This window comes from Muricauda sp. SCSIO 64092 (assembly GCF_023016285.1).
GTDB lineage: Bacteria > Bacteroidota > Bacteroidia > Flavobacteriales > Flavobacteriaceae > Croceivirga.
In genome coordinates this window covers 3,285,354-3,299,058 of record NZ_CP095413.1, presented here as the reverse complement: position 1 = coordinate 3,299,058, position 13,705 = coordinate 3,285,354, and the positions used below count along the sequence as shown (strand labels likewise).

At 43.6% G+C, this 13,705-nt stretch carries 13 protein-coding genes and 1 tRNA gene; 7 read left to right on the top strand and 7 right to left on the bottom strand.

What is annotated here, in order from left to right; all coding sequences use genetic code 11:
- Window positions 1-14: 14 nt before the first annotated feature.
- On the bottom strand, window positions 15-2,630 hold the full coding sequence (gene alaS / locus L0P88_RS13950; protein WP_247130533.1) for an alanine--tRNA ligase: 2,616 nt from the start codon (window positions 2,628-2,630) through the stop codon (window positions 15-17).
- Window positions 2,631-2,732: 102 nt separating this feature from the next.
- On the opposite strand from alaS, the gene L0P88_RS13945 reads away from it, so the two are divergent.
- The 5 genes from L0P88_RS13945 (at window position 2,733) to L0P88_RS13925 (ending at window position 6,033) form a co-directional block, all read left to right on the top strand.
- Window positions 2,733-3,710: a M23 family metallopeptidase gene (locus L0P88_RS13945; protein WP_247130532.1), complete on the top strand. Its 978-nt coding sequence runs from the start codon at window positions 2,733-2,735 to the stop codon at window positions 3,708-3,710.
- Window positions 3,710-4,039 (top strand): MerR family transcriptional regulator, encoded by a 330-nt coding sequence (locus L0P88_RS13940; RefSeq protein ID WP_158775708.1) that lies wholly within the window; start codon window positions 3,710-3,712, stop codon window positions 4,037-4,039. The genes L0P88_RS13945 and L0P88_RS13940 overlap by 1 nt, the downstream gene beginning before the upstream one ends.
- Window positions 4,040-4,107: 68 nt before the next feature.
- Window positions 4,108-4,707 carry a LemA family protein gene (locus L0P88_RS13935; protein ID WP_247130531.1) on the top strand — a complete coding sequence of 200 codons (600 nt, stop codon included), beginning with the start codon at window positions 4,108-4,110 and terminating at the stop codon, window positions 4,705-4,707.
- A gap of 2 nt (window positions 4,708-4,709) precedes the next feature.
- A complete protein-coding gene (locus L0P88_RS13930) occupies window positions 4,710-5,147 on the top strand; it encodes a TPM domain-containing protein (RefSeq protein ID WP_247134876.1) in 438 nt (145 codons plus the stop codon).
- A 94-nt stretch (window positions 5,148-5,241) separates the two neighbouring features.
- Entirely contained in the window at window positions 5,242-6,033 is a 792-nt protein-coding gene (locus tag L0P88_RS13925) for a TPM domain-containing protein (protein WP_247134875.1), read from the top strand.
- Window positions 6,034-6,109: 76 nt separating this feature from the next.
- On the opposite strand, the gene L0P88_RS13920 is transcribed toward L0P88_RS13925, so the two are convergent.
- Together L0P88_RS13920 and der are read right to left on the bottom strand one after the other, a co-directional pair.
- Entirely contained in the window at window positions 6,110-6,541 is a 432-nt protein-coding gene (locus L0P88_RS13920; protein ID WP_247130530.1) for a nuclear transport factor 2 family protein, read from the bottom strand.
- A gap of 71 nt (window positions 6,542-6,612) precedes the next feature.
- Window positions 6,613-7,914 carry a ribosome biogenesis GTPase Der gene (gene der / locus L0P88_RS13915; protein ID WP_247130529.1) on the bottom strand — a complete coding sequence of 434 codons (1,302 nt, stop codon included), beginning with the start codon at window positions 7,912-7,914 and terminating at the stop codon, window positions 6,613-6,615.
- Window positions 7,915-7,989: 75 nt separating this feature from the next.
- On the opposite strand from der, the gene L0P88_RS13910 reads away from it, so the two are divergent.
- Window positions 7,990-8,502: a GTP-binding protein gene (locus L0P88_RS13910; RefSeq protein WP_247130528.1), complete on the top strand. Its 513-nt coding sequence runs from the start codon at window positions 7,990-7,992 to the stop codon at window positions 8,500-8,502.
- Window positions 8,503-8,548: 46 nt separating this feature from the next.
- On the opposite strand, the gene L0P88_RS13905 is transcribed toward L0P88_RS13910, so the two are convergent.
- The 3 genes from L0P88_RS13905 to L0P88_RS13895 all read right to left on the bottom strand — a co-directional run bounded on the left by L0P88_RS13905 (window position 8,549) and on the right by L0P88_RS13895 (window position 12,413).
- A complete protein-coding gene (locus L0P88_RS13905) occupies window positions 8,549-10,081 on the bottom strand; it encodes a choice-of-anchor I family protein (protein ID WP_247130527.1) in 1,533 nt (510 codons plus the stop codon).
- A gap of 75 nt (window positions 10,082-10,156) precedes the next feature.
- A complete protein-coding gene (gene era, locus L0P88_RS13900) occupies window positions 10,157-11,035 on the bottom strand; it encodes a GTPase Era (RefSeq protein ID WP_247130526.1) in 879 nt (292 codons plus the stop codon).
- Window positions 11,028-12,413 carry an alanine/glycine:cation symporter family protein gene (locus L0P88_RS13895; protein WP_247130525.1) on the bottom strand — a complete coding sequence of 462 codons (1,386 nt, stop codon included), beginning with the start codon at window positions 12,411-12,413 and terminating at the stop codon, window positions 11,028-11,030. The genes era and L0P88_RS13895 overlap by 8 nt, the downstream gene beginning before the upstream one ends.
- A gap of 297 nt (window positions 12,414-12,710) precedes the next feature.
- Between L0P88_RS13895 and L0P88_RS13890 the strand changes: the two genes are divergently transcribed.
- Window positions 12,711-12,783, top strand: a tRNA-Met gene (locus L0P88_RS13890).
- A 448-nt stretch (window positions 12,784-13,231) separates the two neighbouring features.
- On the opposite strand, the gene L0P88_RS13885 is transcribed toward L0P88_RS13890, so the two are convergent.
- The gene (locus L0P88_RS13885; protein WP_247130524.1) at window positions 13,232-13,702 is read right to left on the bottom strand and encodes a hypothetical protein; all 471 of its coding nucleotides are present in this window, start codon (window positions 13,700-13,702) and stop codon (window positions 13,232-13,234) included.
- Window positions 13,703-13,705 lie beyond the last annotated feature (3 nt).

Sequence of the window (13,705 nt, the reverse complement as noted above, 5' to 3'; positions counted from 1 at the left end):
CCTCTTCATGTCCATTACATAACATACTCCTTTGCTTTCTCCAAAGCTTCAGGAATGCCTCCTGGATTTTTACCTCCCGCAGTAGCAAAGAAGGGCTGTCCGCCACCTCCCCCTTGGATGTATTTGCCCAATTCCCGAACAATACCTCCCGCATTCAAACCTTTTTCAAAGGCCAAATCCTTGGAGATATAACAGGAAAGTAGTGCCTTTCCATCTTTTTCGGCAGCCAAGAGTACAAATAGATTGGTTTTTACGTTGCCCATTTCAAACAATAGATCCTTCATTCCACCGGCATCCAAATCTACTTTCCTGGCCAGGAATTTAACCCCATCAATCTCAGATAGTCCATTGAGCAATTCTGATTTTAGTCCCCTGGCCTTTTCCTTAAGCAACTGTTCCACCTGCTTTTTTAACTGGTTGTTTTCCTCCTGAAGCAAAGCCACTGCCTTTACCGGCTCTTTTGTATTGTTGAGCAGATCCCTAATTTCAAACAATTGTCGGTTATTGCTGAAATAAAAGTCTTTGACGGCATCCAGGGTAATGGCTTCAATTCTTCGAATACCCGCAGCCACAGCACCTTCCGATACGATTTTGAAATGCCAAATGTCCCCGGTATTCTTTACATGGGTACCACCGCACAGTTCAATGGATTTTCCAAAACGTACCGTTCGAACGGCATCGCCATACTTTTCCCCAAACAAGGCCATAGCCCCTTGTTCCAAAGCTTCGGACATGGGGATATTGCGCTGTTCTTCCAGGGGCAGATGTCCATCAATTCTGGCATTGACAAAATTCTCCACCTCCCGTAGTTCATCCACGGTCAACTTTGCAAAATGGGAAAAGTCGAACCGAAGGTACTTGGAATGCACCGCAGAACCTTTCTGCTCCACATGTTTCCCCAAAACTTCCCTTAGTGCCTGGTGCAATAAATGTGTTGCTGTATGGTTGCTTGCCGTTCGCTGTCGCTGTTTTTGGTCCACCGATGCTTTGAAAACGGCATGTAAACCCTTGGGAAGGGTCTCCGAAAAATGAACAATCTCGTTATTCTCTTTTTTGGTGTCCACAATATAGGTAACATCCCCATTGGGGGCTTCCAAATACCCTTTATCCCCAACCTGTCCGCCACCTTCCGCATAAAATGGGGTACTATCAAAAACCAATTGATAACGGTCGCCCTCTTTTTTGGAACTGATCTTTCGGTATTTGACCAACTTCACATCGAGCTCCAAAACATCATACCCCACAAACTCCTGTTCCGAATCCTTATGTAGAACCGTCCAATCGTCCTTGCTGGTTTCGGAAGCCGCACGCGATCGATCCTTTTGCGCTTGTAGGGCCTTATTGAACCCTTCCATGTCCAACCCGTACCCTTTCTCTTCAAGTATCAAGGATGTAAGGTCAATTGGGAAACCAAAGGTGTCATAAAGTTCAAAGGCCTTAAATCCATCCACCGTTTTTCCATTGGTGGATTTGATGACCGAATCCAACAACACCAATCCCTGCTCCAGCGTACTCAGAAATGAGCTTTCCTCTTCCTTAATGACATTTTCAATCAACTGCCTTTGCTCTTTCAGTTCAGGAAATGTCCCACCCATTTGTTCCCCCAGCACCTTGACCAAACGATGGATAAAAGGGTTTTTTGTATCCAAAAAGGTAAATCCATAGCGAATTGCCCTTCTCAGAATCCTTCGAATCACATATCCTGCACCGGTGTTGCTGGGCAACTGCCCATCCGCAATGGCAAAAGAAACGGCCCTAACATGATCCGCCACCACACGAATGGCAATATCGGTTCCCGAATCCTTTCCGTATTCCTTTAGGGTAATGGTTTCGATTTCCCGGATAAGTGGTGTGAACACATCCGTATCATAGTTGGACTGTGTTCCCTGCAATACCATGCATAGGCGTTCAAAGCCCATCCCCGTATCAATATGTTTTTCAGGAAGGTCTTCCAACTGCCCATTGGCCTTTCTGTTGAACTGGATAAAGACCAAATTCCAAATTTCCACCACTTGGGGGTGGTCCTTGTTGACCAACCGATCTCCTGAAACCTTTGCCTTTTCTTCCTTGGAACGGATATCCACATGGATTTCGGAACACGGTCCACAGGGACCTTGGTCCCCCATCTCCCAAAAGTTATCCTTTTTATCCCCCATAAGTATGCGGTCTTCAGGAATAATCTTTTTCCAAAAATTGAAAGCCTCTTGGTCCATATCCAGGTTATCGGCATCATCACTCCCTTGAAAAACCGATACGTAGAGGTTTTCCTTATCTATTTTATAGACTTCGGTCAACAATTCCCATGCCCAGGCAATGGCTTCCTTTTTAAAATAATCCCCAAAACTCCAATTGCCCAACATCTCGAACATGGTGTGGTGGTACGTATCCTTGCCCACTTCATCCAAATCGTTGTGCTTTCCACTGACCCTAAGGCACTTTTGCGTATCGGCCACCCTGTTTGTACTGGGTTTGGAAATGCCCAGGAAGTATTCCTTAAACTGGTTCATCCCAGCATTGGTGAACATCAATGTTGGGTCATTTTTCATCACCATGGGGGCGGAGGGAACAATACGATGTTGCTTGGATCTGAAAAAGTTTAAAAACTGTTCTCTAATCTGTTGGGATGTCATATGGGGAGCTAACCTTTAATTAATTTTAACAGACCATACAAAACAATTTTTATATTTGTCTGTTACCTAATTGAACGACCAAAAATAGGATAATTTACCTTCATGTCTAAAGTTAAGTACTATTACGACCCAGATACACTTTCATATCGGAAGATTGAACCCAAAAAGTCGAAAAAGTACCGAAATATTGCCTTTTTTGTTTTAGGGGCCTCGCTCTTTGGTTTCCTTGGGCTTATCTTTCTTTTGAATACCAACCTCGTGAACACGCCAAAGGAGCTTTCGTTACAGCGCGAAGTGCAGAATTATGAGCTCCAGTTTGAAATTTTGGATAGGAAGATGCAGCAGATTGAGGAAGTACTCGCCAATATCGAAGATCGTGATAACAATATTTATCGATTGTACTTTGAGGCCAACCCTATTCCCGAAGAACAAAGACGTGCAGGATTTGGAGGGGTCAATCGCTATAAATCCCTGGAAGGTTTCAACAATTCGGAGATTATTATTGCTGCTACCAAGCGGTTGGATGTGATTCAAAAGCAAATGGTCATTCAATCAAAATCATTGGACGAAATTGCAAAGCTTGCCGAAGAGAAAGAAAAGCTCCTGGCGGCAATTCCTGCCATACAGCCGGTTCGAAACGCGGATCTCACCCGAATGGCTTCCGGATTTGGATGGCGTACCGATCCGTTTACCAAAGCCCGTAAAATGCACAAGGGTATGGATTTTACGGCCCCAAGGGGAACCCCCATATTTGCCTCGGGAGATGGAAAAGTGGTCCGGGCGGACAATCGATCTTCAGGTTACGGGAAGCACATCCGTATTGATCATGGGTATGGCTATCTAAGTCTTTATGCCCATTTGAGCAAGTACAACGTTTCCAGGGGGCAAAAGGTCAAACGTGGTGATCTCATTGGATTTGTGGGGAATACGGGACGCTCCGAAGCACCGCACTTACACTATGAGGTTTGGAAAGACGGTGAGAAAATTAATCCCATTAACTTTTACTACGGAAGTTTGACCGCTGAAGAATTTGAGAATATGCTCAAGTTTGCGAACCAAGAGAATCAATCCCTTGACTAATGCATGTAGAACTCCCTGAGAAACGCTATTATGGAATTGGAGAAGTTGCCAAGGCCTTTGGCGTAAATACCTCCCTTATTCGTTTTTGGGAAAAGGAGTTTGATGTGCTACAGCCCAAGAAAAATGCGAAGGGCAACCGGAAGTTCACCCCCCAGGATATTAAAAACCTTCAGCTCATCCACCATCTGGTCAAGGAACGTGGCTTTACATTGGAGGGCGCCAAAATTCACTTGAAGGAGGAAAAACACAAGACCCTTTCCAATTTTGAGGTCATTGAAAAGCTACAACGGGTAAAAGCAGAACTTATAAAAATCAAGGAACAACTATAAACTGTAACAAATAGGCACTGTTACAGACTTATCCAATACGCACAGTAAACACTAAAAAGACAAGAACAATGAAAAAGTGGTTAATTCCGTTAATCGTTATTGGCATTCTACTATTTTTCCTGGGAAGCTGGTATGTGGGAACCAATAATACCCTAGTTGACATGAAAGGGCAGGCTACCAAACAATGGGCCAATGTGGAAAGTTCCTATCAGAGAAGGAGCGATCTTATTGGGAACCTTGTAAAGACCGTTCAGGGAGCTGCGGATTTTGAGCGGGGTACGTTAAAGGATGTCATTGAAGCGCGGGCAAAAGCGACCTCCACAACCATAGACATCAACAATCTTACTCCAGATAAATTGGCACAGTTCCAAGAGGCACAATCAGGACTTTCATCAGCACTATCGCGACTATTGGTTACGGTGGAACGGTATCCCGACTTGAAAGCAAATCAAAACTTTCTGGAACTGCAATCCCAATTGGAAGGCACCGAAAATAGGATCAATGTGGAGCGAAACCGTTTTAATGATCTGGCGGGAGACTACAACATTAAGATTGAAAAGATTCCGACCAACATTATAGCTAACATCGCCGGTTTTGATGCCTTGGCACTGTTCAAATCGGACTCTGGTGCAGAAAATGCCCCGGAAGTGGACTTTAATTTCGACTGATGATGTCCAAAGTAGAAGCTTTTCTCACTATGGAAGAAGAGCAGGAAATTGTGAACGCTATTCTGGAGGCCGAAAAAAATACCTCCGGGGAAATCCGAGTACATATTGAAGCCACGGCGGGGATTGACCATTTTAGTCGGGCACAGCAGGTATTCCACTTTTTAAAGATGGACAATACCAAGGATGGGAACGGCGTACTCCTTTACGTGGCGGTCAACGACAAGAGATTTGTGATTTATGGGGACCGGGGTATTGATCGGGCCGTGCCCAAGGGATTTTGGGAAAGCACCAAAGATATCATTGCCTCCCATTTTAAAAACGGAAATTTCAAGCAAGGCATCGTTGAAGGCGTTTTGAAAGCAGGAAAAGAATTGGAAGAACACTTCCCCTGGCAACATGGGGACACCAATGAATTAAGTGATGCAGTTTCAAAAGGCTAGGCCCCTCTCCGTAATAGCCCTAGGGACTTCCCCGCTCCCTCCCAACTTGGTGAAGAAGGACGGAAATACTGCTTCCGCTATAGGTTATCCCATTATGATACTCCTTAGGCGATGTCTATTTCCCGTTTTCCTATTTCTTATCTCCTATTTGGGATGGGGACAATTTCAAATTCCGCCCAAACCGGACAAGGAAACCAGTGTGTACGATTATGTAACGCTTTTAAATGCTGCTGAAAAAAAGCAGTTGGAGCAAAAACTTATCCGATATTCCGATAGCACCTCCACACAGATCGTAGTGGCCATTATTAGCTCAACAGAAGGGGAAAACATCAACTTCCTGGGTGCACAATGGGGCCAAAAGTGGGGAATAGGGCAAGCAGATGAAGATAACGGCATCCTTATTTTGTTGGCAAAGGACGACCGGAAAATTGCCATTAATACGGGTTATGGCGTAGAAGAATTCCTAACGGATTTCATGAGCAAACGTATTATTGAACAAGTTATCATCCCAGAATTTAAACAAGGGGATTATTATGGGGGCTTGGATGCTGGTACGGACGCCATTTTTCAGGTATTGACAGGTCAGTTCAAGGAAGACCGGACTTTTGGTAATGGCCGGGAATTTCCATTGAAGTCCCTTTTGCCCTTCATCGTTTTCCTGGTCATATTCTTGATTTTGGCCAGCCGTAAGAACAAAGGTGGGCGAAACAACCGAGGAGGACGGGGTGGCAGGGGATTGGATATTTGGGATATGATCATTTTGAGCAATATGGGCAGAGGCGGCTACAAAGGCGGATCTTCAGGAGGTGGTTTTGGCTCCGGAGGCTTTGGTGGGGGCTTCGGAGGTGGTGGCTTTGGAGGCGGTGGCGCCTCTGGGGGTTGGTAACCTCAAATAAAAAGTACGGTGCTTGCCAATGGCATTGCCAAAACCAGAACACTCCAGCCAAAATTGGAAAACGGTACTATTGTGCTGCTGATAGGGCAGGTTTACGATAGAAAATCTTATTTACAATTTTCCACTCCCCATCAATTTTAAGAAGGTTCATAAAATCAATGAAGGAAAAGGTGGGATACTCTATTTCCAACCGAGCGTTGGCCGCATGTCCGGAAATTGTAATGTCCGCTATTTTTGTTGTTCGATTTTGTTTGGGTTTGGAGGCATCCATTCCCGAAAAAAATTCAAGGGCATTCACCTCCTTATACCCCTCTTTGGTAATGTATTTCATGGTGGCGGTTTCATGAAAAGCCTTCTTTAAGGTTTCATAATCGTTATTGGTCCCCCCTTCCAGGTAGTAATTAACGGTTTTGGCCACTAATTGATAATCGGATTCCTGGGCAACTGTGAATGCAATGGAAAAAATTGTGAGGAGGAATAAAAGGACTGTTCGTTTCATGATGGATAGGCTTTAGTTCCTTTAAAATTAAAAAAGTGGACAGGAGGGAACTATTAAATAAATGGTAAAAATCATTTTTTCCGTATGAAAACCGTTATCGGTACCCCCGTAAAATCAAAATGTTTGCGTATCTGGTTTTCCAAAAAACGTTTGTACGGTTCCCGCACATATTGGGGCAGATTACAGAAAAATGCAAATTGGGGATAAGGAGTGGGCAACTGGGTACAAAACTTGATCTTTACATACTTCCCCTTATAGGCCGGAGGTGGATTTTTCTCAATAATGGGAAGCATAACATCATTGAATTCCCGTGTTTTTATTTTCCTGCTTCGGTTTTGATAAACCTCCACTGCGGTTTCAATGGCCTTAAAAATCCGTTGTTTGTTCAGCACCGAAATGAAAACAATGGGGACATCATCAAACGGTTCCAATTGTTTTCTGATCTTTTGGGAGTATTCCTTTACCGAATTCGTCTCCTTTTCCACCAAATCCCATTTATTGACCAAAATGACCACGCCCTTATGATTACGTTCCGCCAGCCAAAAGATGTTCTGTACCTGGCCATCAAACCCCCGGGTGGCATCAAATAGCAAAATACAGACATCGCAGTATTCTATGGAACGTACGGAACGCATTACGGAATAAAACTCCAAATCTTCCTTTACTTTGGCTTTTCTGCGTATGCCAGCGGTATCCACTAAATTAAATTCGAACCCAAACCGATTGTATTTGGTATCAATACTGTCCCGCGTTGTTCCGGCAATATCGGTGACAATGTACCGGTCTTCACCGATCAGCGCATTGATAAACGAAGATTTCCCGGCATTGGGTCGGCCCACAACGGCAAAACGGGGCAGTTCGGCCTCTTCTTCGGCCTTTTCCGGAAGCACTTTAACCAAGGCGTCCAACAGTTCCCCCGTTCCACTGCCATTGATACTGGAAAGGGTATAATATTCGCCAAGTCCAAGGGCATAGAACTCCACGGCATCGGCGGCTCGTTGTGCATTATCCACTTTGTTCACCGCCAGAAAAGTAGGTTTGTCCACCCTCCGTAATAAATTGGCCACATCCTCGTCCATTCCGGTTACCCCGGATTCCACATCTACCATAAAAATTATGGCATCGGCTTCGTCAATGGCCAACTCCACCTGTTTGTCTATTTCCTGCTCAAAAATATCATCGCTTCCCACAACATACCCTCCGGTATCAATAACGGAAAACTCTTTTCCGTTCCAATCGCTCTTCCCATAATGTCTGTCCCGGGTAACCCCACTGACGGCATCTACAATGGCTTCCCTTTTCTGGATCAAGCGATTGAAAAACGTAGACTTTCCCACATTTGGCCTTCCTACTATGGCGACAATGCCTCCCATGCCCTTAAATTTTGGCAAAAGTAGTATTATTTATAAAGAAAAATGGATACCTTTTCGAGGCTTAACCCATAAATAATGAGCGAACTGGTCAACGAAATTGTTCTTAGGCCCCGGTTCGATATTCGATTGTATACCGATCCGGACACCCTAAAGGCTGCTTTTGATATTCAGCCCAAAGACCCCTTTTTGCTCAAACGGATAGATGAACACGTTTATATTCGATTCAAAAAAGAGAAAACCACTTTTTGGTCACCACAGTTACATCTGGAAATTAGTTCCTTTAGCCCAAAAAAAAGCACGATTCATGGGGTTTTCGGGCCCAATCCCACCTTGTGGACCTTCTTTATGTTCCTTCATTTTGGTGTCGCCACCACATTTATCATCATGGGCATCTTTGCCTATTCCAAACATTCACTGGGTCACGATATTACGCTATGGCTGATTGGAATGGGCTTTTTGGTGGTCATATGGTTTACACTGTACGCCTTTGGAAGGTTGGGCAAAGCCAAGGGAAAACCACAGATGCAACAATTGCGAAAATATGCCGATGAATTGTTTATTGGTATACAAAAAGAACACGGTCAATGACCGTGCCCAATGAAACTTAATCTAATTATGAAGCAAAACTATCTTTTTAATTTTCATAAATGGTCACCGTACCACTAACCTCATTGCTTACAACCAGTAAGTCTTTTCCCGTAGGGCTATCATCGGCACTTATGGCCAATACACCTTCGGGACCAACATCACCTTCCGTTGAAAGAATCTGAATGAATTCGGGATATGATGGATCGGAAATGTCATACACCATAATCTGATTGTTCCTTTCAAGTCCCAGAAACAAGATTTGCCTACCTCCTATTTCCTGGATGGTAACCGCCTCCGGTTCTGCACCTTTATCGTCACTTCTCCCATCATCACCATTAAAAACATCCGGAGTCAATTCCAACGTTCTGGAAGCTATGTCATTGCCACTGTCATATATCAGTTGCCCTGTACCTGACCAAATCGTAAAAGAACGTGCACCAAAGCTGTATAGTTCATCAAAATCACCATCATCATCAATATCCCCTTGGACCAAGGTCAGTTTCAACCTTCCCAGGTTGGCATCATCCTGTAGTTCGGCAGCGTTGGGAAATACCGTCGGGTCCAGTACTACATCCTTAATCCTGTCTTCTTCAACAAAACCTGGGTCCCCCTCATATTCCCTGGCATCACCCTCATTTGCCGTTACCACGTAATCCATTCCGTTGACTTTGTAGTATGCAATAGCGTCTGGCTGATACATTCCAAAAACCGGAACACTGCGCAACGCCTTTACACCATCCCGGTCGCTTGGGTCGATCTCATTGCCCGGAACGGAATAATCTTTATATCCCAATGGAACAATGTCGGTAATTTGTTTGTTGACCAAATCAACTACGGCAACACCATTGTTTTCTTGAAGGGAGACCCATGCTGTCTTGGAGTTATCAGAAATTGCAACATATTCCGGCTCCACATCCATGGATAAAGTGGCACCAGGGCCAAAAATACGGAGTCCCTTCCCTTGTAGGCTTTCCTTTTGACCATTAAATGACTCAAAGTCCAAATTATAGGTATCCCCCGATGCAACATTAATGATGCTGACCATTCCCTTTGGGTCCACGGTATAATCATCATTGGGTTCGCCTTCATTGGCAACAACCACATATTTCCCATTTGGCGTAAAAGCAACCATATCCGGTAAAGCACCAACGTTGGCCGCATATAAAAACTCTAACGTTTCGGTGTCATAAAACTTAATAAAACCATTATCTTGTTTCACCATACTCTCCACAGCTACGGCCAAGGTCCCATTTTTCACACTAACACTATTGGGTGCTCCAGCACCGTTCAAACCCAATTCCGTCACAGGCATTGGACTATGTACATCTGAAAGGTCATATACTGAGACCACGTCCTTTTCCACATTGACCGTAAACAGTCTTTGGGTCTTGGAATCAAAAGCGGATATTTCCGCCGCACCTTCACCACCAATTGTAAAGGTGGAAATCTGTTTAAAATCAATAGTAGTGCTTCCTTCACCACCATTGCCACCTTCCCCAATAAAATCGTCCAAGTATTCGCAAGAAAAAAGGGAAAGTAAGAGCACTAAAGAGAGTAGAGGTATTGTAGTCTTTTTCATTTTGTTTGGTTTATTTTGATTTGGAAGTTCCCAAACTAAAATGAAATAGATGTTAATGAAAAGGCAAAAAAACTTTTAGTTATTGTAACCAAATCGTTTTAATTGATTGCTGTTGGAACGCCAGTTCTTGTTGACTTTTACGTACAGCTCAATATGGACCTGTTTTCCAAAGAATTTTTCCAAATCTTCCCTGGCCCCAACGCCCACTTTCTTAAGGGCGCTACCTTTATGCCCAATAATGATCCCCTTTTGGGAGTCCCGTTCTACCATGATAATGGAGCGGATCCTAATGATCTGTTCGTCCTCCAAAAACTCCTCTGTCTCCACTTCCACGGAATAAGGAATCTCTTTTTTGTAATGCAATAGAATTTTTTCCCTTATGGCTTCATTGACAAAAAAGCGTTCGGGTTTATCGGTGAATTGATCTTTGGGAAAATAGGGAGGCCCCTCTGGAAGCAATTCCAAAATCCGCTTAAAGACTTCTTCCACATTGAAGTTTTCCAAGGCTGAAATTGGATGTATTTCGGCATGGGGCAACTGTTGCTTCCAAAAAGTTACCTGCTCTTCCAAGATCTGTTGTTCCGAAGTGTCAATTTTATTCAGGAGCAACAACACCGGAATGGACGTATTCCTGATTTTTTGGAAAAAATCGGCGTCCTTTAACCCTTTTTCCCCAATTTCGACCATATACAAAAGCACATCGGCATCTTCCAAAGCGGACTTTACAAAATTCATCATGGACTGCTGTAGCTCATAGGCCGGTTTAATGATTCCGGGGGTATCTGAAAAAACCACTTGAAAATCCTCTCCATTAACGATTCCAAAAATACGATGCCGCGTTGTTTGCGCTTTGGAGGTGATAATGGAGAGCTTTTCCCCCACCAAAGCATTCATTAAAGTGGATTTCCCAACATTGGGGTTTCCAATAATGTTTACAAAACCGGATTTATGCATTCTTCCCTTTTTTCAGTTTTTCAAAATAGTCCTTGCCCGCTTTGTTCACTTTTGGCGCCAATAACAGTACCGCAATCATATTGGGAATCACCATGAGCGCATACGAAAGATCAATGAGGTTTTTTACCAATTCCAGGGAGGCAACTGCGGCAAACACAATCATAACAACAAAGTAGACGTTGTACAACCTACCTATTTTGGCATTGGTCAAGTACGAAAGACTTTTTACCCCATAGTAGGAATAGGTAAACAGTGTGGACAGGGCAAAGGCCGAGACAATGATCATCAGGAGAACACCGCCCCAACTGCCAAGAGCAGTGTTAAAGGCATTCAAAGTCATGACAATACCGCTACCATCCTCCAGATACGCCCCACTCAATATTAAAACAACGGCCGTAAACGTACAGACCAAAATGGTATCGATAAAGGGGCCCAGCATGGCTACCAGACCCTCTCGGATAGGTTCATCATTTTTGGACTGGCCGTGGTACATGGGTGCAGAGCCCAGGCCCGCTTCATTGGAAAACATGGCCCTACGGACACCAATGATGACCAAACCCCAAAATCCACCGGTGACCACGGTCTTAAAGTTCCAGGCTTCCGAAACGATCAGTTTTAGCGAAGGCCATACCGCAGAGGAATTGGCAACCATGACCATGATAACCGTAATCAAATACACCATGACCATAAAAGGAACAATGGCCGTGGCCACTTTGGCAATATTCTTAAGTCCACCAAAAATCACGAACGAAGATATAATGGCCAGCACAATCCCAATGGTCAATTTCCAATTGAACAGGGGATCCGTTTCCGTACCGCCCATGGCCAGTAAACTGGTCTCGGGCTGTACAACACCCATAAAGGTTTCGGTGAATTGGTTGGCCGTAAAGACCCCCAAAAAACCAAAAAGCCCTGCAATGCTAAAAAATATGGCCAGGGGTTTGGCCTTATGGCCCAACCCTTTTGTAATGTAGAACATGGGGCCTCCCTGGAGCTTTCCATCAGAATCCTCACCACGGTACATAATGGAAAGGCTACAAGAATAAAACTTGATGCACATTCCAATTAGGGCGGTCATCCAAATCCAAAATACAACCCCAGGACCCCCATCGTGAATGGCAATGGCCACTCCGGAAATATTTCCCAATCCCACTGTAGCCGCAACCGCGGCGGAAAGGGCCTGTAGGGAACTTACATCCCCCTTCGCGGTTTTATCATCGTATTTTCCTGCTGTTATGGCAATGGCGTGTCCAAAAAAGCGGTAGGGCAAGCCTTTGGAATACACTACCAAAAACAAGCCTCCGCCTATCAAAAGAACAAACATGGGCCATTCCGTTCCTGAAATGGCCTGAACTAAAAAGTCATTGATTACTTCCATGCCTTCGAAAGTATCGATTTTAAAGGAAACCTTGGAACAGATTTTGATTAAAACCAAAAAGGGTCGTATATTTGCCCTCCCATATCGCGGGGTAGAGCAGTACCCTTCGACAAAGCTCAGGGCAAGGTACCTACCCGAACTGAGCAACAAGAACAAAATGCAAGTCTAGTTTTAGACTTATGAACATACATCGCGGGGTAGAGCAGTACCCTTCGACTAAGCTCAGGGCAGGGTACCTACTCAAACTGAGCAACAAGAACAAAGTGCAAGTCTAGTTTTAGACTTATGAACATACATCGCGGGGTAGAGCAGTAGGTAGCTCGTCGGGCTCATAACCCGAAGGTCGCTGGTTCGAGTCCAGTCCCCGCTACTTTGATAATCAAAGAGTTACACGAAAGTGTAGCTCTTTTTTTGTTTTTATGTAAAACATATGTGAAACAAATTGCTACTTTCTTCTACTTCCAACACGCATTGAGCCAAGGTTTTAAAAAAAGCTTAGTGAAGTTCGTTCCTTTCTCCGTTTGCCAGTGTTCTATCCGTATTGCACGCCATTCTTTTGGAAAGATAGCCGGTTCTGAAAACCACGATCAATTTTTAGGCACATTTCATTTATAAAGAGGTCGATGGTTTGGATAAGGTTATTAATTTTTAAATCTTTGACGGATGTCCGGATGGATAACAAAACAAACGCTACGTAAACAGATTTACTTGTTTTTTTACGCATTAAGAGATTAAGCAGAAAACTTGTGGAAGACACGGCTTTACGCTGTTATGAGCCATCACAATCCAAGTATCGTTGAATACAAGAGTGTTATTCTCTAAAAAGAATTTATCAATTTATCCGTAGAAGATTGTTTGATTTCTTTTTCTTTTAAGTATTGGGAAAGGAAAATGCGCAACTCGGAAATATCAATTTCAGGTTCAATAACAATAACTTTTACAGAACCAAATAAGCCTCCTTTGAATTTCAAAAAAAGATATGAGGTATTAGTAGAAGAATTCGTATTGATCCAAAACCACAGTAGAGATGAATATTCTATAAGCGTGTGTTCAATACTGATCCCACTATGACCGACATCAATAGCAATGTATTTCGTTTCATTGTTCTTGGTATAGAAAAGCATTACTGAAGCAATCAAAATGAAAGCTCCGAAAAGATAGTTTTTAAATACTATGGACAGTACCACCATTAACCCTAGTAATAAATTGATTCCAATTTGCAGCATTTTATTATCATTGGTTTCGGAATAGCGCAGAGCATTCCATGAGATTTTGTGTGTGGTTTCCATAGA